Source organism: Acinetobacter johnsonii ANC 3681 (genome assembly GCF_000368805.1).
Classification (GTDB): Bacteria; Pseudomonadota; Gammaproteobacteria; order Pseudomonadales; family Moraxellaceae; genus Acinetobacter; species Acinetobacter johnsonii.
On record NZ_KB849704.1, the window covers coordinates 411,754 to 435,176 of the forward strand.

15 protein-coding genes, 2 tRNA genes and 2 rRNA genes are annotated in these 23,423 nt (G+C 43.8%); 11 read left to right on the plus strand and 8 right to left on the minus strand.

The window, feature by feature from the left end; translation table 11 throughout:
* Positions 1 to 23: 23 nt before the first annotated feature.
* Genes F946_RS04190 through F946_RS04205 form a run of 4 tightly spaced genes read left to right on the plus strand, consistent with a single transcriptional unit; the run spans position 24 to position 3,585 of the window.
* On the plus strand, positions 24 to 848 hold the full coding sequence (locus F946_RS04190; RefSeq protein ID WP_004979202.1) for an acetyl-CoA carboxylase carboxyltransferase subunit alpha: 825 nt from the start codon (positions 24 to 26) through the stop codon (positions 846 to 848).
* Complete coding sequence (tilS, locus tag F946_RS04195; RefSeq protein ID WP_080632287.1) at positions 785 to 2,131, plus strand: tRNA lysidine(34) synthetase TilS; 1,347 nt, start codon at positions 785 to 787, stop codon at positions 2,129 to 2,131. Before F946_RS04190 ends, tilS begins: the two co-directional genes overlap by 64 nt.
* Before the next feature lie 28 nt (positions 2,132 to 2,159).
* The gene (gene proC / locus F946_RS04200; protein WP_004692257.1) at positions 2,160 to 2,990 is read left to right on the plus strand and encodes a pyrroline-5-carboxylate reductase; all 831 of its coding nucleotides are present in this window, start codon (positions 2,160 to 2,162) and stop codon (positions 2,988 to 2,990) included.
* Positions 2,991 to 3,015: 25 nt separating this feature from the next.
* Positions 3,016 to 3,585, plus strand: coding sequence for a YggT family protein (locus F946_RS04205; protein WP_004979206.1), 570 nt, complete (start codon positions 3,016 to 3,018; stop codon positions 3,583 to 3,585).
* 141 nt (positions 3,586 to 3,726) lie between these two features.
* Here the strand turns inward: F946_RS04205 and polA are convergent, their stop codons facing one another.
* Positions 3,727 to 6,492 carry a DNA polymerase I gene (gene polA, locus F946_RS04210; protein WP_004979208.1) on the minus strand — a complete coding sequence of 922 codons (2,766 nt, stop codon included), beginning with the start codon at positions 6,490 to 6,492 and terminating at the stop codon, positions 3,727 to 3,729.
* Between the two features lie 162 nt (positions 6,493 to 6,654).
* Between polA and F946_RS04215 the strand changes: the two genes are divergently transcribed.
* Positions 6,655 to 9,351, plus strand: a complete 2,697-nt coding sequence (locus F946_RS04215) for a DUF2339 domain-containing protein (RefSeq protein WP_004979211.1) — start codon at positions 6,655 to 6,657, stop codon at positions 9,349 to 9,351.
* Between the two features lie 48 nt (positions 9,352 to 9,399).
* Here the strand turns inward: F946_RS04215 and F946_RS04220 are convergent, their stop codons facing one another.
* Positions 9,400 to 10,323: a mechanosensitive ion channel family protein gene (locus F946_RS04220; protein WP_004692251.1), complete on the minus strand. Its 924-nt coding sequence runs from the start codon at positions 10,321 to 10,323 to the stop codon at positions 9,400 to 9,402.
* Positions 10,324 to 10,332: 9 nt separating this feature from the next.
* Positions 10,333 to 11,145 (minus strand): hypothetical protein, encoded by an 813-nt coding sequence (locus F946_RS04225; protein ID WP_017396988.1) that lies wholly within the window; start codon positions 11,143 to 11,145, stop codon positions 10,333 to 10,335.
* 114 nt (positions 11,146 to 11,259) lie between these two features.
* Between F946_RS04225 and gspE the strand changes: the two genes are divergently transcribed.
* Both gspE and F946_RS04235 read left to right on the plus strand, forming a co-directional pair.
* Entirely contained in the window at positions 11,260 to 12,747 is a 1,488-nt protein-coding gene (gene gspE, locus F946_RS04230; protein WP_004979214.1) for a type II secretion system ATPase GspE, read from the plus strand.
* Positions 12,748 to 12,864: 117 nt separating this feature from the next.
* Positions 12,865 to 13,443, plus strand: coding sequence for a hypothetical protein (locus F946_RS04235; protein ID WP_035326390.1), 579 nt, complete (start codon positions 12,865 to 12,867; stop codon positions 13,441 to 13,443).
* Positions 13,444 to 13,486: 43 nt separating this feature from the next.
* Here the strand turns inward: F946_RS04235 and F946_RS04240 are convergent, their stop codons facing one another.
* The 5 genes from F946_RS04240 to F946_RS04260 all read right to left on the minus strand — a co-directional run bounded on the left by F946_RS04240 (position 13,487) and on the right by F946_RS04260 (position 17,707).
* Positions 13,487 to 13,912: an organic hydroperoxide resistance protein gene (locus tag F946_RS04240; protein WP_004979220.1), complete on the minus strand. Its 426-nt coding sequence runs from the start codon at positions 13,910 to 13,912 to the stop codon at positions 13,487 to 13,489.
* A 340-nt stretch (positions 13,913 to 14,252) separates the two neighbouring features.
* Positions 14,253 to 15,077, minus strand: coding sequence for a carbon-nitrogen hydrolase family protein (locus tag F946_RS04245; protein ID WP_004979224.1), 825 nt, complete (start codon positions 15,075 to 15,077; stop codon positions 14,253 to 14,255).
* Between the two features lie 23 nt (positions 15,078 to 15,100).
* Positions 15,101 to 15,622: an anti-anti-sigma factor GigB gene (gene gigB, locus F946_RS04250; protein ID WP_004979226.1), complete on the minus strand. Its 522-nt coding sequence runs from the start codon at positions 15,620 to 15,622 to the stop codon at positions 15,101 to 15,103.
* A 112-nt stretch (positions 15,623 to 15,734) separates the two neighbouring features.
* The gene (gigA, locus tag F946_RS04255; protein ID WP_004692240.1) at positions 15,735 to 16,703 is read right to left on the minus strand and encodes an RsbU family protein phosphatase GigA; all 969 of its coding nucleotides are present in this window, start codon (positions 16,701 to 16,703) and stop codon (positions 15,735 to 15,737) included.
* 98 nt (positions 16,704 to 16,801) lie between these two features.
* Entirely contained in the window at positions 16,802 to 17,707 is a 906-nt protein-coding gene (locus F946_RS04260; protein WP_004979229.1) for an MlaA family lipoprotein, read from the minus strand.
* A 549-nt stretch (positions 17,708 to 18,256) separates the two neighbouring features.
* Between F946_RS04260 and F946_RS04265 the strand changes: the two genes are divergently transcribed.
* From F946_RS04265 to F946_RS04280, 4 genes are all read left to right on the plus strand, one after another.
* Positions 18,257 to 19,794: ribosomal RNA gene (locus tag F946_RS04265) — 16S ribosomal RNA — on the plus strand.
* 61 nt (positions 19,795 to 19,855) lie between these two features.
* A tRNA-Ile gene (locus tag F946_RS04270) sits at positions 19,856 to 19,932 on the plus strand.
* 68 nt (positions 19,933 to 20,000) lie between these two features.
* Positions 20,001 to 20,076, plus strand: a tRNA-Ala gene (locus F946_RS04275).
* A 382-nt stretch (positions 20,077 to 20,458) separates the two neighbouring features.
* Positions 20,459 to 23,352, plus strand: a 23S ribosomal RNA gene (locus F946_RS04280).
* The 16S and 23S rRNA genes sit together here with 2 tRNA genes alongside, the layout of an rRNA operon.
* Positions 23,353 to 23,423 lie beyond the last annotated feature (71 nt).

Sequence of the window (23,423 nt, forward strand, 5' to 3'; positions counted from 1 at the left end):
AATTAGGGATTTATGGTTGAGCTATGAAGAATAAAGCTGCGCAATCCAAAGCATGGACGACGGTTCAAATTGCACGTCATCCTGAGCGTCCGCAATTTTTAGATTATGTGAGTGAAATTTTTACCGAATTTGATGCTTTGCATGGTGATCGCTTATTTGGTGATGATGGTGCAATGATCGGTGGATTAGCTCGCTTTGATGGTCAGCCAGTCATGATTGTGGGTCAACACCGTGGTCGTAGTACGCGTGAAAAGTTACAACATAACTTTGGTATGAGTAACCCAGAAGGTTACCGTAAATCACAACGTTTACTCGATATGGCTGAACGTTTTAATCTACCCGTCTTTACCTTTATTGACACCATGGGTGCATATCCAGGTGTGGGTGCAGAAGAACGTGGTCAGGCTGAAGCAATTGCAACATCTTTGGCACAACTTTCAAACCTGAAAGTGCCTGTCATTGCAACCGTACTTGGTGAAGGCGGTTCAGGTGGTGCACTGGGTATTGGTGTGGCTGACCGTGTGGTGATGTTATCCCATAGTATTTATTCAGTCATTTCACCTGAAGGCTGTGCGTCTATTTTATGGAAAACAGCTGAAAAAGCAGAGCAAGCCAGCGAAGCTTTGGCATTGACTGCTGAAAAATTACAGAAAATTGGTATTGTTGAATATGTGGTCGATGAAGGTGAAGGCGCTCATCTCAACCCAGAACAAGTCATGCATGCTTTAAAAACCGTTTTAAAAGATGCATTGGCTGAGTTGCAACCAATGGATGCGAATGAACGATGCGAAGCACGTTACCAACGTTTAATGAAGTTTGGCAGCGACAATTTAGGGCTAGTGTCTTAACTGAGTTTCAGGATACGCCTGAACAGCCTCATTTTTTAATCGGATGTAGTGGTGGCATGGATTCCATGCTGCTACTCCATTTGATGTCTCATTTATTTCCCAAGCGCATTCGCGCCATCTATATTGATCATCAATTGCAGGATGTTAGTCCGCAGTGGGGTAGCTTTGTTCAAGAACAATGTTATGTCCTTGATGTCCCATGTGTGATTCAAGCAGTGGATGTTGATACAGGCAATGTAGAAAGCCAAGCGCGTAGTGCACGTTATGCGGCCTTTCAGAAGCATCTTCTTGCCAATGAAATTTTAGTTCTCGCCCATCATCAACAAGATCAAGCCGAAACCGTTTTACTCCGTTTACTCTCTGGTGCGGGGATTCATGGACTAACCGCCATGCAGGGCATCGACATACGAGAGCAATTTACAATTTGGCGCCCTCTATTGGCTTTGTCCAGACAGCAAATTGAGCTGTGGGCTGCTGAGATGCAGCTGAGAAATATTCAAGACCAAACCAATTTTGATACCAGTTATGATCGGGCATGGTGCCGAGCTGAATTGTGGCCAATCTTAGAACAACGCTTTCCGAAAATGCAGCAAGCTTTGGCACGCACCAGTTATTTGATGCAAGATGCCGAAACGATTTTAGCCGATGTATTGGCGCAAGACTGGGCCAGTTGTGGCAATGTTACGGTTTTAAATTTAACCCCATTCCGTCAGTTATCTGCACCGAGACAGCGACAGTTACTGTCCGCTTGGATGAAAGGTGAGGATTTATATCGCCCCGCTTTTGATATGGTGCAACGCTTGTTTGATGAAGTGATTGAATCCAAAGTGGATGCTCAAGCCGCATTGCATTGGAACCAATATTATTATGTACGCTATCAACAACAGCTCTTTCGTGTCAGTAAAGCAGAGTATTTGGCGGAAGAATGTCAGACGATTGAGTCAATTGAGCAACGGTTTAGTTTAGATCAAGCTTATGTATTGGCTTCAGGGCAATATCGGATTGAAACACAAAAATATGGACTGTCCTCTGCATTATTAGAGCAGCCTTTACAGATAAAACCACGTTTAGGTGGAGAAAAATTGCATTTGTATGGGCGTGTTGGGGCTTGGCCGTTGAAAAAAGCCATTCAGAGCGCACAAATTTTTCCGTGGCAACGTCATACAATACAAATATTAAGCATAGATAATGTTATGCTTGGTGTTTTTACGCCTAAAGGATTTTGGTTGGTCGAGTCGGCTTATTGTGAAGTGGGTGGATGGCAACCAAATTTAATCGCTTAGTTAAAAAATTCAGGATAGAGAAATAATCATGAGCGCAGTGTTGAATCGTAATATTTGTTTTATCGGCGGTGGTAACATGGCTCAAGCCCTCATTGGTGGCTTGATTTCACGTGGTTTACCTTCAACTCGCATTACGGTTTCTGATCCTGTTGAACAAGTTCGTCATTTATTGGCTGAAAAAGACTTGGTGGTGACTGAGGATAACGCATCTGCTATTCGTGAAGCCGATGTCGTGGTCTTAGCGGTTAAACCTCAAGTTTTAGCCAATGTTTTAAAACCATTAAACGGTTTGTTTGACGGTAAGTTGATTATTTCGATTGTTGCGGGTGCTGAAATTGCAACGATTGCTGCATTAGCTGGCAGTAATCGTATTGTTCGTGTGATGCCAAATACGCCTGCTTTAGTACAAACAGGTGCGCATGGTTTATATGCCACTGAGGCTGTAGATAAAGAAGACCGTGATTTGGCGAGCCAAGTACTTGCTGCAACAGGCTTGACCTTATGGGTAGGCGAGGAAGCGCAAATTGATGCTGTGACTGCGGTGTCTGGTTCAGGTCCTGCGTATTTTTTCTATATGATGGAAAGCATGATCCGTGCAGGTAAAAACCTCGGTTTAGATGAAAAAGTGGCAACCGCATTGACGTTGCAAACTGCATTGGGTGCGGCACAAATGGCAATCACGAGCTCAAATACACCAGCTGAATTGCGTAAAAATGTCACTTCACCGAATGGTACAACCCAAGCGGCACTTGAAGTGTTTGATCGTGCACAAATTTCACAAAATATCCAAGCTGCATTGGCTGCTGCTCAAAAGCGCAGTCAGGAACTTGCTCAAGAGCTGAGTGAAAGTAGCAAATAATCGTTTTATTTAGGAAAGTTCAAGTATGGGTGCAAACTCTGCGCTAATTTTTGGCATCATTATTAACGTTGCAATTTTACTGGTGTTCTTCCGCTTTCTCATGCAGTTGGCAGCGGTTAACTTTTATAACCCAGTGGTGATGTCGACCGTAAAAGCCACAAAAATTGTGGATATGTTTGGTCGTATTTTTCCAAATGTAGCGAAAGGCCGCGTTAACTTAGCGGCTTTAGTGCTTTTGGTTTTATTGTACTTACTGAAAATTTTTGGCGTCATGTATCTCTCTGGAGCGATGCCGAATAGTCCTGTGCATTTGGTCATTTTAACTTTTGTGACCATGATTCAGGACTTGATTCGTTTCTGTCGTTACCTGATTTTTGCAACGATTATTTTAAGTTGGGTCGTGATGTTTACGCAGTCACGCTCGCCTTATATCGAAGTGATTCAAGAACTTGCAGAACCATTATTGGCACCGTTTCGCCGTTTATTGCCCAATATGGGGATGATTGATCTTTCTCCAATCGTGGCGTTCTTGGCGCTGTATATTGCTGAAATGATTATGAATGAAGTGGCGATTGTCCTGCTCACTGGTTTATAAGATTGTAGTGAATAAAAAAGGACTCGATTGCGAGTCCTTTTTTGTGGTTGAAACTTTTAGGTGTAGATGTTGATATTTCTTCTAGGAGGCAAATGACCTCCATCCCAGCCTTCCTCCTAGGAGGAGGAAGGTGCAAATGTTTTAGTGGGCTTCATCCCAGTTTCGACCTTTGCCGACTTCAACCAACAGTGGCACAGAAATTTGCAAGACGGATTGCATCACGTTTGCCAGTTTTGGAGCCAATTCATCTGCAATACTTTCATCGACTTCAAAAACCAATTCATCGTGTACTTGTAGTAGCATTTTGGCTTGATCTTTAGGCAGCATTTGATCAACTGCAATCATCGCCATTTTAATAATGTCCGCAGCAGAACCTTGCAGCGGTGCATTAATTGCGGCACGTTCAGCCGCTTGTTTGATCATTTTATTGCTTGCCATAATATCGGGCGTATACAAGCGACGGCCTAAAATGGTTTCGACAAAACCTTGTTCACGTGCAATTTGGCGGGTACGTTCCATATAGTCGAGCACGCCCGGATAACGCTGGAAGTATTTCGCAATATAGCCACGCGATTCTTCACGGCTAAAACCGAGTTGACGGGTTAAGCCAAACTCAGACATGCCGTAGAGTAGACCGAAGTTGACGGCTTTGGCCTGACGACGTTGGTCTGAAGTAACATCTTCAAGTGCGACACCTAATACTTCAGCCGCTGTACGACGGTGTACATCTTGCCCATGATTAAAAGCATCGACCAAGGCTTCATCTTGTGAGAAATGCGCCATTAAACGCAGTTCAATTTGTGAATAATCGGCTGCCAATAATACGCGACCTTGTGGTGCAATAAAGGCTTTACGAATTTGACGGCCAATTTCCTCACGCACAGGAATATTCTGTAAGTTTGGGTCGGTCGAAGACAGACGACCAGTTGCGGTCAGTGCTTGGTGGTAACTAGTATGTACACGATGGGTATTACTGTTGGCTTGTTTTAATAAGCCATCGGTATAGGTGCTTTTTAGTTTGGATAAACCGCGATAGTCTAAAATCAGCTCGGTAATCGGGTGGTCAATTTTCTCTAAAACGCTTTCAGAGGTACTGTACTGACCTGTTGCGGTTTTTTTGCCGCCCTTAAGTCCGAGTTTATCAAACAGAATTTCACCGACTTGCTTCGGAGAGCTGACATTGAAACTTTGTCCCGCCAGTTCGGTAATCTGGCTTTCAAGATTGGCCATGGTATTGGCAAACTCAACACCGAGTTGGTCAAGGAAGCTTAAGTCGAGCTCAATGCCGTTTTCTTCCATGATGGTCAGGACACGGGCAACTGGCATTTCGACATTGTGTAAAATATTGACCAGTTCAGGGTGCTTTTGCAGTTTGGCATCGAGCACTTCAAACAGTCGATAGGTCACATGGGCATCTTCCGCAGCATAGTGAGCAGCAGTTTCGATCTCAATTTGGTTAAAGGTTTTCTGTTTTGCACCTTTACCTGCCACTTGTTCAAAAGTAGTGGTTAAGTGGCTGAGGTAGAGGCGTGAAACGTCGTCCATCCCGTGACGAGTCGCCACGGCATTGAGTACATAAGATGCCAACATGGTATCGAAATACCAGCCTTTTAGCTCAATGGCATGATTTTCTAAGACATGCGCATCGTATTTCAAATGATGACCAATTTTTTGAACCGACTCATCTTCTAAAATAGGTTTAATTTGCGCCAAGATCTGTTCACGATCTAACTGCACAGGTGCATTTTCATAATCATGCGCAAGTGGAACATAATATGCATCTTGAGCATCAAATGCGACAGAAAACCCAACAATTTGCGCAACGCGATAGTCTAAACTGGTGGTTTCAGTATCAAAGGCAAAACGTTTTTCTGTACTTAAGCGTTTGAATAATGATGCCCACTGTTCTGCACTGAGCACAGTATGGTAGTTCGCTTGACCCAGTTGGTCATCGACACTGCTTTGAACGGCCTGATCTTCTGTATTGATGACGGTTTCAGACTGCGCTGATTTAGCAATGTGTTGCGTCGCTTGTTTGTAGGTTGCACTATTGGGATTGTTTGGATGATCGAGTGATTGCAACTGTTGACGGAATTCAAGTTCTGTATACAGTGAACGCAAGGCTTCGGTATTCGGATCTTGGAGTTTGAGATCGTCAAAGGTCAGTCCTGTCTCTAAGTCGCAGACAATACTTGCCAGTTGATGATCGAGAGCAATTCCATCGGCATGTTCTTTGATGTTTTGACCGACTTTGCCTTTAATTTTATCGACATTTTCTAAAATGCCACCAATTGAGCCGTATTCTGTTAACAGTTTTGCCGCAGTTTTGGCGCCAACACCTGGAACACCCATAATGCCGTCAGAGGCATCGCCCATTAAGGTCAGATAATCAATAATTTGGTTTGGCCACACCCCAAACTTTTCAAACACACCATTCACATCCATGGGCTTGTCTTTAAAGCTGTCTTCTAAGGTGACTTTATCGGTTACCAACTGTGCCATGTCTTTATCGCCTGTGGAGATCAGCACTTGCTGTCCTGCGGCTTCCGCACGTTTGGCTAAAGTCCCGATGATGTCATCTGCTTCTGCACCTGGCAGCATGTATAAGGGGATACCTAAAGCACGAATTAAGGCATGCAAGTATGGAATTTGTTCTGATAATTCTTCAGGCATACTTGGGCGGTCACCTTTATAAATCGGCGATAGCACATGACGAAAAGTTGGTTCTGGCGTATCAAAAATGACTGCCATATGTGTTGGCTGGGTACGACGCATCAGTTTTTGGATGGCAGAAATTGCCCCACGAATTGCATTGGTATGTAAGCCAGTTGACGTGGTGAGCGGTGGCAAAGCATGAAAAGCACGAAATAAAAAGTATGAGCCATCGACCAAGACAAATGGTGGCATTGCAAGATTCCTTATCCAAATAACCCGTTTATTGTACGTGATTTTGATGCAGAACAAAGTGTATTGATGTACCGATTGGCATAGATGGTTACGGTTATCCGCTTAAAGATGTACCACAAGCTGATGTATTATTTGAAGATGAGAAAAAGAGATCGAGAACGGATGCAAACTGGACAGCGTGAAATTCGCATGATGTGGTTAATGGGGCTCACAATTGTTGCTATTGCAGCATGGTTTTTGGCTGTACCGCTGTTGAGTGCATTGTGTGGAATTGCTTTGATCATGAGTGTTATGCACTATGTTGATAGCATTGAAAACCCTAGTATGACCTTGGCGGAACAACGGGGCATTGCTTTTCAGCCAACGTCAAAAGTGCCGCTTTACCTTGCTGCTTTCGTCATTTTGATCGGTATGGTGGGGCAATGGGGCGGACTCATTGGATTGGGTATCAGTGGTTGGTTGTTCTTTTTCTTTCGTTGGTTACGTCGCCTAGAATATCTATTGTTATCCGTGCAAGCACAGCCACATCAGGTGATATCTGACCGATTCACAGAATCTGAAAATTCTCCCTCTTTACCCACTACTCTAAACAACACAGATGATTTAAGTCTCAGTGAGCAAGTGAAACGCTGGTTTTGGCAGGGCAATCCTGTCTTAAAAGTTGCGATTGTGATACTGCTGATTGGGCTTATTTTATTATTACGCTTTGCCACCGAACATTGGCAGTTGAGTCTCGCGGTAAAGCTTAGCCTCGTTGCTGCTGTAAGTGTAGGTGTTGTAGTCTTTGGTTGCGCACTCCTACAAAAGAACCGCAGTTTTGCTTTGGCTTTGGAAGCACTTGGACTGTCAGGCTTATTTTTGACTTTGTTTTTTGCTTACTACAACGGTGTGATTGCAAGTTTAGCGACTGCGAGCCTGTGCTTTGTGGTGGTGATGGCGATTACACTTTGGCTCAGTTTAAAACAGCAGTCGATTGAGCTGGCGTTGATGGCGATGATCATTGCTTATTTGGCGCCTTTTACTTTACCTGTACGGAATGCCACTGCGATAGAGCTGGTGGCCTACTATTTGGTTATCAATATTGCGGTCGCGGTTTTAAGCACGTTAAGACCATGGAAAGTCCTCAATCAAATTGCTTTTATAATGACTGTGGTCGTAGGTGGCGCTTATGCCTTTTACCAGGGTAAAGCGCCTGAGCGAGGCATGCTAGCCGTGTTGGTTTTGGCACATAGTGCGGTCTTTATTTGGTTGAGTTTTCGTTATAGTCAACTGTTGGCGCGTGAGGATTTAACTCAGTTTAAGTTAAAACCGATCTTGGATGTGGCTTTGATTTTTGCTGCCCCCATTGTTGCTTTTGCTTTTTTGTATGTGATGTATTTTGAGGAAACAATTTGGCAGGCAGACTTTAGTCTAGGCTTTGCAGCGCTCTATGCCATGCTTTATCAACTGCTAAAAAGATCCCACAGTGTTGAGTTGATTGCACAAAGTTATCTCAGTTTGACCTTGGTTTTCTTGGCGCTGATTCCCCCTATTTTGCTGCCTGATCAGTGGGGTGTGGTGGGGTGGAGTGTTGAGGGTGCACTGATCTTTATGTATGCCTTATATCGAAATTCCGCCCTGAGTCGTTATTTGGCGATGGGCTTATTGGCCGTGGCAGGGCTCTCAAGTCTGTACTATGTGGTGGAGCTCAATCGTTTTCCAACGGAAGTCTATTGGGCGCTGTGTCTGAGTTATTTTGCTGTGGTTGCCGTTGCCAACAGTGTAGAGCGCTTTAGACAACAGTTGTCTTTTGCCACCATTGCCTTTTTTTGCTTACAACTGCTTTCAGCAACCAGCATGTTGTTTATCCTACTTTTGGATAAAATCGACAGTAAAAGTCAGGTGACGATGGCGCTACTGATCATCGTGCTTTTATATACAGTGCTGAATGAATGGTTGCTCTACCGCAAAGCCAGTTGGTCATGGCTATTACCCAAATGGATTGGCCTGATTCCGCTGTATGCAATTGCCTTCATTTTCTTGGTTGACCTGAGCCATGATGGCATCATTATGTGGCAGTCTGGTTTAGACCGTCTATTGTTTGCTTTAACGAGTGGATTACTCACGTTGCTGTGGCTTCGCCCGTTACAGGGTGTGGAGGATGAGCAGGAGTGGGTGAGTTTGGGTACTTTACTGAGTTTGGCGCTGACCAGCTTAACTCTCATTCCAAGTATGCCGTATTTGAGCATGGTCATTTTACCGCTGGCCTTTGCTGCATGGTGCTATACACAACCGACTCAAACGCGATGGAGACAGTTTTGGCGGGCACGCAACACCTTAGTGCTCATGTTGTTTTGGATCGTGTGTTCTCAGATCTTTAGCCAACAAGCTTTTGCAGGATACTGGTTACCCATTTTCAACCCATTTGACTTGGTCAGTATTGCGATGCTGATCGGTTTCATTTGGATGCTGAATTTACAAATGAAAGCGGGTTTGGAAAAAAGTCTGGGTGCTATTTTGATGATGTCGAGTCTACTCTGGCTCAGTAGTTATGTGGTGCTACGTGCGCTGCATGTCTATTTTGCAACACCCTATAATGACTGGCAAATGTGGCAAAACGCCTTGGTGCAACTCAGCTTTACTTTGCTTTGGGTCAGTTTGGCCTTCATTTGCATGCTGACAGCAACCAAGCGTAATTTGCGCTCACTTTGGATTTTTGGTGGCTGTATTTTGGTATTGGTGACATTGAAATTAGTCTTGTTTGACTTATCTCATATAGGGACAATCACTCGCGTGATTTCATTTTTAGGCGCGGGTTTGGTGATGTTGGTGATTGCGTATATTGCGCCGATGCCTGAACTTGAGGAAAAGACCAATTAAACAAGTTCAGCTCCTTATGTCTGGATTTATATAAGGAGCTGAGACGATTTACTTGATGTTCGGTTCTCGTTTCAAGGCTTGTGCATTGGCATATTGATCAATTTCTTCATTGGATAAAGGACGCGAAAGCGGATGATCGACAAAGCCCATTTTCGGCACAGGAATTTCGATTTGGTTATCCAAGAAACCATTACGAATACGTTCCTGCATTTCATCGCGCACTTGTAAAAAGTGTTCTTGCTGACACCACACAGCAAACAGTAGTTCAATAGAAGACTCACGAAAGGCGGTGACGGTGACGGCAGGTTTAGGGTCTGCAAGCACCAAAGGATATTTATTGGCGACATCAATCAGCACTTCACGTACTTTAATGATGTTCTCATGAAAGTTAATCGCTAGGGTGATGGGAATACGCCGTATTGGAAACTTAGAGAGGTTATGAACTGGGGCTCGAATCAGTTGTTCATTCGGTAGTCGTACATAAATGTTGTCCTGAGTGAGTAACTTAACCGAGAGGAGGTCAATTGAAATGACTTCACCTTCAATGGTATTGCCGCGAATAAGGGTGATTGAAATGGTGTCACCAATTTCAAAAGAACCTTCACCAATTAGGAACAAACCACTGATTAAGTTGGATGCAGAGGTTTGTGAGGCAAAACCCAAAGCAACCGTCAAAATACCTGCGGCACCTAAAAATACACTGAGTTTAAAACCAGCTTCTTTGAGGCTAGCCATCACAAAAATTAGGAAAATAAAGTAAAAAATACCACGACGCCAGACCAACCGTTGGTGGGCGTTAAACTTGGTGCCAATGGTTCGGATAAATGTATTTGAAACCAGACGTGCCAAGAGAAAACCAACAAAACACAGCACTAAGGCAATTAAGATTTCTGTTAATCGTTCTGTATTGATGTTGGTGAAAATGCCTTTTAGGCTACTGGTAATTTCTTGGGGAATATTTGAGTTTGGCATATTTCCCCCTTAGAAGAATGAATCAAACATATTAAATAACGCACTCGCCGAAGAGCGAGGTGGATGTACATAAATCACTTTGCCTGCATGAGGAGGCGTACGGTTTTCGATACGGATTCGCGGTGGTCGATCGGCGCCTTCATGCAAGACTTTAATTTGCGATGTCCAAAGTCGATCCGTACTTTCACTATAAAATAAAGGCAGGGCGGAAACAGGCACATTCATGCGGTCAAAACGCAGTTGTAAATGGCTGGTGTTGTGGAACTCAATGGGCGTCACTGCACGAAATGCACGTGGTTTGAGTTGATGCAATTCAGTTCGACCATCGACAGCTGTAGCGTAGGCAATTTCACCTGTACGGTGGTTTGGCCCAAACCAAGTTTCTTTGGGTAAAATCACAGGAATATCAAATAGGGGATCTCGCTGACCTTCAATAAAGCCCGAAATCCATAACGGGGTGCTGATATACAGCGTGCCGCGCTGACCAGCTGGAATATAAATCGGATCGACAGGTTTAATCACCACTGAACGATCGGCCAAACGTGGCATCAGTTGGATCGTATGGTGAGTGTTTTTAAACATGTAGCGTTTAATTTCAACGGGTTGTGGAAAGGCGAAATGAGGGTCTTCTATCGCATGCCATTTTTGCTCATAGTCATACTGAACTTGAGGACGATGGAACTCTAAACGCCATTCTTGTAGACCGCGGGTGAGGCGAAAAAGTAATGAGCCGAACTGCCACGCACGGGCTTGATTCAACTCAAAGTTGTATTCCCCCCACCATTTTAAATTGGGGCTATCCGATTCAAACAGTTCATTCATATTAGGCAACAGCACATTTCCTTATATTGCAAATCAGTGAAAAACAGACTTCACGCTGTCATATGCTTAGAGTACACTCAAAATAATATTTTTCATCATTATTATAATTTTAAGATGCAAGTGCTTAAACAATTACAAATTCCCTATAGTTTTGCGAAGCGTCATGGCGTGCTGTTGCGTTACGAAGGTGATCAAGCTTTTATTGTGCGCCGTGAAAGTACCCCGTTGTTGGCTTTGCAAGAGGCACGTCGTTTTTTAGGTGTGGCAGCACAACATCAACTGTGTAGTGATGAAGAATTTCACCAGCTTTTAAGCAGTAGCTATGCAGGGGACAGTGGCGAATCACAACAAGTGGCCGCTGGTTTAGAAGATCATCCCGATTTACTCAGTTTAGCTGACCAAGTGCCTGAAGCTGAAGATCTGATGGATCAAGAAGATGATGCCCCAATTGTTCGTTTGATTAATGCATTATTGTCTGAAGCCATTCGTGTTGGCGCCTCCGATATTCATATTGAAGCTTTTGAAAAGAAACTATCGGTGCGTTTACGAGTGGATGGGCAATTACGTGAAATTGTTCAACCCCGCCGTGAACTCGCACCGTTATTAGTATCTCGTATTAAAGTTATGGCAAAACTGGATATTGCCGAAAAACGGATTCCGCAAGATGGGCGTATTTCACTGCGTTTAGCCGGTCGTGAAGTGGATGTGCGTGTATCGACTTTGCCATCATCACATGGCGAGCGTGTGGTGATGCGTTTATTAGATAAACAAGCCGGTCGTTTGAACATGACCCATTTGGGCTTATTGAAACCTGACTATGAGCGTTTAACCCAATTGGTGCATCGACCACACGGGATTATTTTGGTCACTGGGCCAACAGGTTCGGGTAAAACCACGACACTTTATGCAGCGCTTTCAGACCTTAATGATGGTTCGAAAAATATTTTGACCGCAGAAGACCCGATTGAATATCAACTGGAAGGGATTGGACAGACACAAGTCAACACCAAAGTCGATATGACTTTTGCGAGAGCCTTAAAGGCCATGCTGCGTCAAGACCCTGATGTAGTCATGGTGGGTGAAATACGTGACTTGGAAACGGCTGAAATTGCGGTACAAGCATCGCTCACAGGGCATTTGGTTTTATCCACACTGCATACCAATACGGCCATTGGTGCGGTGACCCGTTTAAAAGACATGGGCATTGAGCCGTTTTTGCTGTCGAGTTCTTTGATTGGTGTCATTGCACAGCGTTTAGTGCGCACCTTATGTAGTCATTGTGTGACATGGCATGAAGCCGATACTTTTGAAACACAACTGTTTCAGCATTTGAATCCAAAAACAGAACTTCAGTTACCTCAACCGAATGGCTGTGAACGTTGTTCACATACGGGTTTTACGGGACGGACGGCAATTTATGAAATTGTCGCTGTGGATGATCAAATGCGTCGTTTAGTTCATGGCAATGCTGCTGAATATGAATTAGAAAGTTATGCACGACAATACTCAGGCTCTATTCGTGATGATGGTTTGCGTAAAGTGTTGGCAGGGAAGACTACGTTGGAAGAAGTATTGCGTGTGACCAATGAAGCGGCTGAATAATAGAATATCGACTAGTAGATACGGGTTATGCGTGTAGTTGTATTATCCTGAAATTACCTGATGTGTTTGTATGGCAGCGTCCGTTTTACTTTTAGAATGAAAATAAAGAACTTTATAATGATGAATAAATCCTTAGCCTTGTTTGGTGTGTTGAGTGGTATGGTATTTTTTACTCCTCTCAGTTTTGCAAAAGATGAAACTTTTAATGTTTATAAAAAATGCCATGATGAAATGGAGTGGTCATGTGATGTCATTAGAAATACCAATGGCAAGAAGGAAAAAGTTTATGGCGGTATGAAATCACCAAACATTGAGCGTTTAAATCAAAGTTATTATCATGTTCAAATGTCATGTGGTAGCCCATGTCAAGCTCATAGTTTTCTATCTAGAAATAAACAAGAAGATGATGCGACTCAAGAATTTATCGCTATTGATACGAAGAGTAATTGTTTAATTGAAACTGATTCTAAACACAATAAAATCACAGCTCGCCAATTAAATTCGAAAAAAAGACATACTTTGATCAGTACTCAGCACCCTATTTTTCAAAATGTCCCTATTTTTGATATTGCCCAATACACGGTGTTCCAAGGCACTTCTTATTTTGATCAAAAAGGAAATTTGATTTTGCTGGCAGATGAAATCGATGATCAAAAGAAATTTAAAAAGATATTTCCAAATCCTTGTAAGTTATGAAATCTCTATCCCAAAGCTATGACTTTAGGATAGAAGAGATGACTTAAACAATTACATTCAACGTCACATCAATATTGCCACGCGTTGCATTTGAATAAGGACAAACAATATGTGCTGAATCCACTAATTTTTGCGCTTCTGCTTGCTCTAAACCTTCTAAATGAATGTTCAAGGTCACTTGAATACCAAAGCCTGTTGGAATCGGGCCAATACCTACATCACCTTCGATATAAACATCAGGTGTAATTTTTAATTGGTCACGGTTAGCAACAAACTTCATTGCACCTAGAAAACATGCAGAATAACCTGCGGCAAAAAGCTGTTCAGGGTTGGTTCCACCACCTGCGCCGCCCATTTCTTTAGGAACGGTGAGTTTTACATCTAAAATTCCATCAGAAGAGGTTGCGCGACCATCACGGCCACCTGTCGCTTTAGCATGTGCTGTATAAACTACTTTTTCTAAAGACATTGTGATTCCCTGAATATTGTATTTGAGTCCTTATCCTGTCCTAAATTGCAGAAAGAATAAGCAGTGTTTTTGTAAATTTATACAGAGTGTGCTTACGATTAGGTTGAAGGTTTAATTAATTAAAAATCAATGATATGAATGCCTATTATTGTTTTTTAAAAAATTCTCAATCGGGCTTGTTGATGTGAACAAGAACTGAAAGCACGGAAACTTTATCAATTTAAAAAGGGGGATAGATTCATGCATTTAGTGTGCTAAAGCTACTCAATGAAAGAGCAGCAGCGAATCATCATGAGGTTTTGTGCGAAGAATGAAGTTGTCTTAAAAGATCACGGCTTGATTAAAACTGTACTAATTTCCGATGTTGCATCAACGGCATACTTTCACGAATTTGAGCTTGTTCTGCCAAGTCAAAAGGTACCGTAATCAACTGTGCGCCCGGGTTAAGAATCAAATCCAAAACTTGACCACGGCTGTTGGTTGCCGCTGCATGTCCCCAAGTTTGTCTCTTTTCACCATGCCAGCCTTGTTGTGCGGCGCCTAACACGATGCTTTGGCTATCCATCGCACGGGCTTGTAATAATAACTGCCAGTGCATTTGCCCAGTGGTGTAGGTAAATGCAGCAGGAGCAGTCAAAATATTTGCTCCACGCGCGCGTAAAGTTAAAGCCAGTTCAGGAAAGCGTAAGTCATAGCAAACCATTAAGCCAATATTACCAAAAGGTGTTTTTGCCACAACGACATCAGTACCAGGTTCAAAAAACTTAGATTCTTGGTAGCCACCCACAGCATCGCTAACTTGTACGTCAAACAAATGAATTTTGTCATAACGTGCTTCGGTCCGTTCAGGGCTAATGCAAAGACTGACAGTACGAACACGACCATCCTCAATAACAGAACCATCTGGACGGAACGGGCATGGGAGAGTACCGGCAACGATCCAGATCTGATATTGATGAGCAAGATTTTCTAAACGCTTTTGAATGTCTTCAAACTGTGCTGCGGTCTCACGTTGTTTACCTGCGGCAAAACAAACGAAGTTTTCGGGGAACACAATAAGTTCAGCACAATTTGCTTTACTTTGTTGAATGAGAGACTCAATGACAAGGAAGTTTGCTTCGATGTCATTTTGAGAGTTCATCTGTACAACAGAAAGTAAAGTCATAAATGGGCCTACAAAATTTGTTGTTATGCGTTTTGTTGCTGTGACACTTGATCGAGGCTGTCTTGTTCTTTTTGCAACTGTTTGACCAAAGGTTCAAACATATTTTGATTACTTTGATTCAGTTTCATCAAAGTCTTATGTGCATCTAGTACCGTGTTTAACATATTACGATGCGTAATGTGCTCTTCCATCAGTTCGAGGGTACAAACATTTGGATCGCCACAGTAGTTTAAAATCACAAAAACCTGCCCTAGCCCCATACTGTTGGCTAAGGTAGTGATATCAGAGTTGGTGGACAACATGACAGCTTGGATATTATGGATCTGTTTAAGCTTTAAGCCTAACTTTGCCAAAATGCCTAACACCGTGCTGTCGATGAATGTAGTTTGAGTTAAATCTACGATTGCACCAACAACATTTGACTGTTGTTCAATACGGTTTAAAAGTTTGTCTAGACTAATACAAGATTGGGCACGCACTTCGCCAATAAGCTTAAAAATATGCGTTCCATTCAAGCTTGCATATTCAACATGACCTGTTGACATATAAATGCCATTTGCAGAGAAGGATAGGAAATTATCCCATAGGGCAAATACTTACTCAAGTATCTAACAGTCTTAGAAGATAGGATATTGTAATAAGTTATTGATAATTTAATTAATTCATTCGACGTAAACTTAAAATGGCAATATCGTCTGCAACATGTTCTGGTGCTTCAAAGGATTGATTTTGCAAATGATAGACCAATTGTGTGAACTGATCATTCAGTCCACCATTGAAGGGTTCGAGTGCACCATCGGAGCAAATAATGAAGCGGGCATGACGATTGAGCACACATTCATGCTCTTCAACTTCTAGCTCTTCAGTAAGGCCCAAAGGAAAACTACTGGTATGTAATATTTTGGGAGCTTGATTCGGCTCGAAGATAATTGCGGGGGGGTAATGTCCTGCGCTCGACCAACGAAGTTGATGGGTTTCGAGGTTTAAAATCCCTGCAATCATGGTGATATGCTTTTCAATATTCTCTTGAACCAACATGCCATTAAGTTTCTTAATGAGTTCACGCGGTGTTTTGGCACGACCATGAAAAGCCGCCATCCAAGAGGTTAATAAGCTACTGGTGACCCCGTGACCGGATACATCAGCCAAATAGAACATCACTTCTTTATCGCTAATTTTCCAATAATCAAACCAGTCTCCAGACAAATAAGCAGAAGGCTGAAAAAATGTTTCAACGGTGTAATTTTGGAGTTCTATAGGATTTGGTAAAAGTCGCTTTTGTAACTCTGCTGCGGAAGGCAGATCTCGACTATCTTGATTACGTTTATATTGTGCATCAATTTTGAGTAAGGATTGTTGAGGGTTACTGGGGAGTTTATTCCACATCCAACCTGCTAAAGCACCGAGTTCCCAAGCTTGAGCTAAAGCACTACCTTCATTTTCAAAGGCAAGGACAATGGTGGGCAGTGTCCATTTATAATCTAAATAATCTTGGATATCGGCAATAGCAATAATAGTCGGGTCATAAAGATCAATGTCTTCTATGCGAATCATTTGCACACTTGGTAGTGTGTCTAGCACCTGTTCTAAATATGGAATATGGCGAGAGGGTTGAATGAAATACATAAAAAAAATGGCTTATCCTTAGCATTAAGCTATTGCCTTACTATAACAAGCAAATTACAGCTAGAGAAAAAAAATTCAACTCTAGCCGCAATACATTGTTATTCCGTATCTAACATTTGATGCGATTCATTGGTTGATGGAGAGTTAGATGAATCATCATCGCCAAGATCATCAATAAACATCCCTTCCGCTTCTTGGCCTTTTTTCTCAGCAATAATGAAGTTTTTACGTTGTAAGTAAATATCACGTATTGAAGAATATTTATCGCCTTGAATTGCACCCTCAATATCAATCAGTTGTGATCGCACATCAATACCACGTAAAGTCTGTTCCGCCCAATACAGGCCTTCTTCATCTTCTAATATGTATCTTTGTGGGCGTGCATAGCCGTCAATAACCAAGCCAAAGCCATCACGGAAAGTACTTGGCCCAAAAACAGGAAGTACTAGGTATGGGCCAGATGGAACCCCCCAATAGCCGAGAGTCGTACCAAAGTTTTCATCTTCAGTTTCTAAACCTAAACGCGAAGCAGGATCTGCAAAACCTAAAGTAGTTACCGTATTAATGGTAAATCGACCTAAAGTTTTTGCGGCGCGGCCAGGACGACCTTGTATAAGTTGGTTTACCGCATTCCAAGGTTCACCGAGGTTTTTACGGAAGCCACTATAAGAGTCACGAATCGGTGAAGGGATCTTTTCTTTATATTCCACCGCAATTGGGCGAACGATCGCACGGTCTAAAGCATCATTGACGGCAAAAATTTGTCTATTTAAAGGTTGAAGTGGATCTTTTACATTATCAGGTTGTGCCGCATTGGCATCTACTTTTAAATCTTTTGCTTTAATATTCTTTAATTCTTTAAGCGAAGAAGAAGATTGGGCTGTTTGCGGATCAGCACTGGTATCTATTTCGCTGGCAGCTGTAGGCGCTACATCTTCAGCAAATGCAAATGTTGTAAAGCCTACAAAGAGTAGACCAGCACATAAGTGGCGAATGTGTTGCATATAAAAGAGTTCCGGAACTTTATAATCAGCAGGTGAATTAAAAAAATAATCTTTTAACTATATTAACAGCTCTTTATTGCTCATTGTTAAATCAAATTTTAAGAAATGTTAGTAAAAAAGTGTTATTTTGCTGAATAAGTAAACAGTTGGAAGTTTTTTTATAAATAATTGAATAAAGGGGGTTGTGTTGGATTAGAAATGCTGTAGAATGCACATCCATCGGCGGTGATGTTGATTAAAACTTGTTGAGAAACAAGGATTTAGCCCAAGCGGTAGAATCTGGAAGTCTTGAATAAGTTTAAAAATAATTAACAAAACCAGTTGACTTCTTCTTGAAAGAGAGTAGTATAGCCGACCTAGCTTGCTGATGACGAATCAGCAAGAAGATCATTAAGAGATTATGAAGAACAACTTGTGTGGATTTTTACTGATTGATCGATCGAAAATATTTCATTGATTGAAGGTAAAAATTACTCGAAGTTTATTTGAGAAATATTTGTCAGAAAATTGATGAGCCAAGATTTGTAGCCATAAGCTACTAATGATTTTTAACTGAAGAGTTTGATCATGGCTCAGATTGAACGCTGGCGGCAGGCTTAACACATGCAAGTCGAGCGGGGAGATGTAGCTTGCTACATTTCCTAGCGGCGGACGGGTGAGTAATGCTTAGGAATCTGCCTATTAGTGGGGGACAACATTCCGAAAGGAATGCTAATACCGCATACGCCCTACGGGGGAAAGCAGGGGATCTTCGGACCTTGCGCTAATAGATGAGCCTAAGTCAGATTAGCTAGTTGGTGGGGTAAAGGCCTACCAAGGCGACGATCTGTAGCGGGTCTGAGAGGATGATCCGCCACACTGGGACTGAGACACGGCCCAGACTCCTACGGGAGGCAGCAGTGGGGAATATTGGACAATGGGCGAAAGCCTGATCCAGCCATGCCGCGTGTGTGAAGAAGGCCTTTTGGTTGTAAAGCACTTTAAGCGAGGAGGAGGCTACCGAGATTAATACTCTTGGATAGTGGACGTTACTCGCAGAATAAGCACCGGCTAACTCTGTGCCAGCAGCCGCGGTAATACAGAGGGTGCGAGCGTTAATCGGATTTACTGGGCGTAAAGCGTGCGTAGGCGGCTTTTTAAGTCGGATGTGAAATCCCTGAGCTTAACTTAGGAATTGCATTCGATACTGGGAAGCTAGAGTATGGGAGAGGATGGTAGAATTCCAGGTGTAGCGGTGAAATGCGTAGAGATCTGGAGGAATACCGATGGCGAAGGCAGCCATCTGGCCTAATACTGACGCTGAGGTACGAAAGCATGGGGAGCAAACAGGATTAGATACCCTGGTAGTCCATGCCGTAAACGATGTCTACTAGCCGTTGGGGCCTTTGAGGCTTTAGTGGCGCAGCTAACGCGATAAGTAGACCGCCTGGGGAGTACGGTCGCAAGACTAAAACTCAAATGAATTGACGGGGGCCCGCACAAGCGGTGGAGCATGTGGTTTAATTCGATGCAACGCGAAGAACCTTACCTGGTCTTGACATAGTAAGAACTTTCCAGAGATGGATTGGTGCCTTCGGGAACTTACATACAGGTGCTGCATGGCTGTCGTCAGCTCGTGTCGTGAGATGTTGGGTTAAGTCCCGCAACGAGCGCAACCCTTTTCCTTATTTGCCAGCGGGTTAAGCCGGGAACTTTAAGGATACTGCCAGTGACAAACTGGAGGAAGGCGGGGACGACGTCAAGTCATCATGGCCCTTACGACCAGGGCTACACACGTGCTACAATGGTCGGTACAAAGGGTTGCTACCTAGCGATAGGATGCTAATCTCAAAAAGCCGATCGTAGTCCGGATTGGAGTCTGCAACTCGACTCCATGAAGTCGGAATCGCTAGTAATCGCGGATCAGAATGCCGCGGTGAATACGTTCCCGGGCCTTGTACACACCGCCCGTCACACCATGGGAATTTGTTGCACCAGAAGTAGGTAGTCTAACCGCAAGGAGGACGCTTACCACGGTGTGGCCGATGACTGGGGTGAAGTCGTAACAAGGTAGCCGTAGGGGAACCTGCGGCTGGATCACCTCCTTAACGAAAGATTGACGATTGGTAAGAATCCACAACAAGTTGTTCTTCATGACGATGTATCTGAGGGTCTGTAGCTCAGTTGGTTAGAGCACACGCTTGATAAGCGTGGGGTCACAAGTTCAAGTCTTGTCAGACCCACCAAATCTGACTAACAAGCATTATTAAATGCTGAATACAGAAAAGCAGAGACATTGACTTATTGATAAGCTGGGGACTTAGCTTAGTTGGTAGAGCGCCTGCTTTGCACGCAGGAGGTCAGGAGTTCGACTCTCCTAGTCTCCACCAAATTTCAAGACAAGAAAAGCATGCTTTTCCTTGAAATTTAAGCAAGAAGCTATGCTTCGCGCAGATAGGTTGGATTACAGAAATTAGTAAGTAGATAACTTATTAACTTCTGTGATTTATCACAGTTTCCTGACCTGACGAAGGCTGGAAAAATCATTAACAGAATATATTTGAGTTGAAATAATTTGTTCATACTCGTTTTAGTTAACTTAACAAGCAATTGTTAACGTTGAATGAAATGAGTTACTAGCGAAATTAACTGAATCAAGCGTTTTGGTATGTGAATTGAATTGAAGCTGTACGGTGCTTAAGTGCACAGTACTTCAAACTGTAATGTTGAACGTTCTCACTTGTAGGAACGATCGACTGTTTGGGGTTGTATAGTCAAGTAATTAAGTGCATGTGGTGGATGCCTTGGCAGTCAGAGGCGATGAAAGACGTAATAGCCTGCGATAAGCTCCGGGGAGGCGGCAAATATCCTGTGATCCGGAGATTTCTGAATGGGGAAACCCACCTGTCATAAGGCAGGTATCGTATGATGAATACATAGTCATACGAGGCGAACGAGGGGAAGTGAAACATCTCAGTACCCTTAGGAAAAGAAATCAATTGAGATTCCCTCAGTAGCGGCGAGCGAACGGGGAAAAGCCCATTAAGTCATATAAGTTCTAGTGGAATGCTCTGGGAAGTGCAACCATAGTGGGTGATAGTCCTGTACACGAAAGGGCTTATATGATGATGTCGAGTAGGGCGGGGCACGTGAAACCTTGTCTGAATATGGGGGGACCATCCTCCAAGGCTAAATACTCCTGACTGACCGATAGTGAACCAGTACCGTGAGGGAAAGGCGAAAAGAACCCCTGTGAGGGGAGTGAAATAGATCCTGAAACCGCATGCATACAAGCAGTGGGAGCCGACTTGTTCGGTGACTGCGTACCTTTTGTATAATGGGTCAGCGACTTACATTCAGTAGCAAGGTTAACCGCATAGGGGAGCCGTAGAGAAATCGAGTCTTAATAGGGCGTTTAGTTGCTGGGTGTAGACCCGAAACCGGGTGATCTATCCATGAGCAGGTTGAAGGTTGGGTAACACTAACTGGAGGACCGAACCCACTGTCGTTGAAAAGCCAGGGGATGACTTGTGGATAGGGGTGAAAGGCTAATCAAACTCGGTGATAGCTGGTTCTCCCCGAAAGCTATTTAGGTAGCGCCTCGGACGAATACCATTGGGGGTAGAGCACTGTTTCGGCTAGGGGGTCATCCCGACTTACCAAACCGATGCAAACTCCGAATACCAATGAGTACTATCCGGGAGACAGACTGCGGGTGCTAACGTCCGTAGTCAAGAGGAAAACAATCCAGACCGCCAGCTAAGGCCCCAAAATTATAGTTAAGTGGGAAACGATGTGGGAAGGCATAGACAGCTAGGAGGTTGGCTTAGAAGCAGCCACCCTTTAAAGAAAGCGTAATAGCTCACTAGTCGAGTCGGCCTGCGCGGAAGATGTAACGGGGCTAAAACTATATGCCGAAGCTGCGGATTTGCAATTTATTGCAAGTGGTAGGGGAGCGTTCTGTAAGCCGATGAAGGTGTATTGAGAAGTATGCTGGAGGTATCAGAAGTGCGAATGCTGACGTGAGTAACGACAATGCGAGTGAAAAACTCGCACGCTGAAAGACCAAGGGTTCCAGTCCAACGTTAATCGGGGCTGGGTGAGTCGACCCCTAAGGCGAGGCCGAGAGGCGTAGTCGATGGGAAATTGGTTAATATTCCAATACTTCTATGTAATGCGATGAGAGGACGGAGAAGGTTAAGTCAGCCTGGCGTTGGTTGTCCAGGTGGAAGGTTGTAGGCATGTATCTTAGGCAAATCCGGGGTACTCTATGCTGAGAACTGATAGCAAGCTGTACTTGTACAGTGAAGTGGCTGATACCATGCTTCCAGGAAAAGTCTCTAAGCTTCAGTTACATAGGAATCGTACCCGAAACCGACACAGGTGGTCAGGTCGAGTAGACCAAAGCGCTTGAGAGAACTCTGCTGAAGGAACTAGGCAAAATGGTACCGTAACTTCGGGAGAAGGTACGCTGCCGACGGTGATAGGATTTACTCCTTGAGCTATTGGCAGCCACAGAAACCAGGCCCCTGCAACTGTTTATTAAAAACATAGCACTCTGCAAACACGAAAGTGGACGTATAGGGTGTGATGCCTGCCCGGTGCTGGAAGGTTAATTGATGGGGTTAGCGTAAGCGAAGCTCTTGATCGAAGCCCCAGTAAACGGCGGCCGTAACTATAACGGTCCTAAGGTAGCGAAATTCCTTGTCGGGTAAGTTCCGACCTGCACGAATGGCATAATGATGGGGGCGCTGTCTCCAGCAGAGACTCAGTGAAATCGAATTCGCCGTGAAGATGCGGTGTACCCGCGGCTAGACGGAAAGACCCCGTGAACCTTTACTGCAGCTTGACATTGAACTTTGATCTTACTTGTGTAGGATAGGTGGGAGGCTTTGAAACCGAGACGCTAGTTTCGGTGGAGCCAATCTTGAAATACCACCCTGGTAATATTGAGGTTCTAACTCTGTCCCGTTATCCGGGACGAGGACCATGTCTGGTGGGTAGTTTGACTGGGGCGGTCTCCTCCTAAAGAGTAACGGAGGAGTACGAAGGTGCGCTCAGCGTGGTCGGAAATCACGCGTAGAGTATAAAGGCAAAAGCGCGCTTAACTGCGAGACCCACAAGTCGAGCAGGTACGAAAGTAGGTCTTAGTGATCCGGTGGTTCTGTATGGAAGGGCCATCGCTCAACGGATAAAAGGTACTCTGGGGATAACAGGCTGATACCGCCCAAGAGTTCATATCGACGGCGGTGTTTGGCACCTCGATGTCGGCTCATCTCATCCTGGGGCTGAAGCAGGTCCCAAGGGTATGGCTGTTCGCCATTTAAAGAGGTACGCGAGCTGGGTTTAGAACGTCGTGAGACAGTTCGGTCCCTATCTACCGTGGGCGTTGGAAATTTGAGAGGATCTGCTCCTAGTACGAGAGGACCAGAGTGGACGAACCTCTGGTGTACCGGTTGTGACGCCAGTCGCATCGCCGGGTAGCTATGTTCGGAAGGGATAACCGCTGAAAGCATCTAAGCGGGAAGCCTACCTCAAGATAAGATTTCCCTAGGACTTTATGTCCTCTAAAGAGCCGTTGAAGACTACGACGTTGATAGGTTGGATGTGGAAGCATAGTGATATGTGAAGCTGACCAATACTAATTGCTCGTGAGGCTTGACTATACAACACCCAAACAGTTGGTGTTGTGGTTCAAATCACTGCAAACAACTTGATTTAGTTATAAAGCTAGATA

Excerpts from the sequence above, each read along its gene's own strand:
- tilS (WP_080632287.1), top strand. The coding sequence starts at position 785 with ATGCGAAGCACGTTACCAACGTTTAATGAAGTTTGGCAGCGACAATTT.
- F946_RS04245 (WP_004979224.1), bottom strand. The coding sequence starts at position 15,077 with ATGACTTTACTTTCTGTTGTACAGATGAACTCTCAAAATGACATCGAA.
- polA (WP_004979208.1), bottom strand. The coding sequence starts at position 6,492 with ATGCCACCATTTGTCTTGGTCGATGGCTCATACTTTTTATTTCGTGCT.
- proC (WP_004692257.1), top strand. The coding sequence starts at position 2,160 with ATGAGCGCAGTGTTGAATCGTAATATTTGTTTTATCGGCGGTGGTAAC.
- F946_RS04205 (WP_004979206.1), top strand. The coding sequence starts at position 3,016 with ATGGGTGCAAACTCTGCGCTAATTTTTGGCATCATTATTAACGTTGCA.
- F946_RS04215 (WP_004979211.1), top strand. The coding sequence starts at position 6,655 with ATGCAAACTGGACAGCGTGAAATTCGCATGATGTGGTTAATGGGGCTC.
- F946_RS04240 (WP_004979220.1), bottom strand. The coding sequence starts at position 13,912 with ATGTCTTTAGAAAAAGTAGTTTATACAGCACATGCTAAAGCGACAGGT.
- F946_RS04235 (WP_035326390.1), top strand. The coding sequence starts at position 12,865 with ATGATGAATAAATCCTTAGCCTTGTTTGGTGTGTTGAGTGGTATGGTA.
- F946_RS04225 (WP_017396988.1), bottom strand. The coding sequence starts at position 11,145 with ATGAATGAACTGTTTGAATCGGATAGCCCCAATTTAAAATGGTGGGGG.
- F946_RS04260 (WP_004979229.1), bottom strand. The coding sequence starts at position 17,707 with ATGCAACACATTCGCCACTTATGTGCTGGTCTACTCTTTGTAGGCTTT.
- F946_RS04220 (WP_004692251.1), bottom strand. The coding sequence starts at position 10,323 with ATGCCAAACTCAAATATTCCCCAAGAAATTACCAGTAGCCTAAAAGGC.
- gigB (WP_004979226.1), bottom strand. The coding sequence starts at position 15,622 with ATGTCAACAGGTCATGTTGAATATGCAAGCTTGAATGGAACGCATATT.
- F946_RS04190 (WP_004979202.1), top strand. The coding sequence starts at position 24 with ATGAAGAATAAAGCTGCGCAATCCAAAGCATGGACGACGGTTCAAATT.
- gspE (WP_004979214.1), top strand. The coding sequence starts at position 11,260 with ATGCAAGTGCTTAAACAATTACAAATTCCCTATAGTTTTGCGAAGCGT.
- gigA (WP_004692240.1), bottom strand. The coding sequence starts at position 16,703 with ATGTATTTCATTCAACCCTCTCGCCATATTCCATATTTAGAACAGGTG.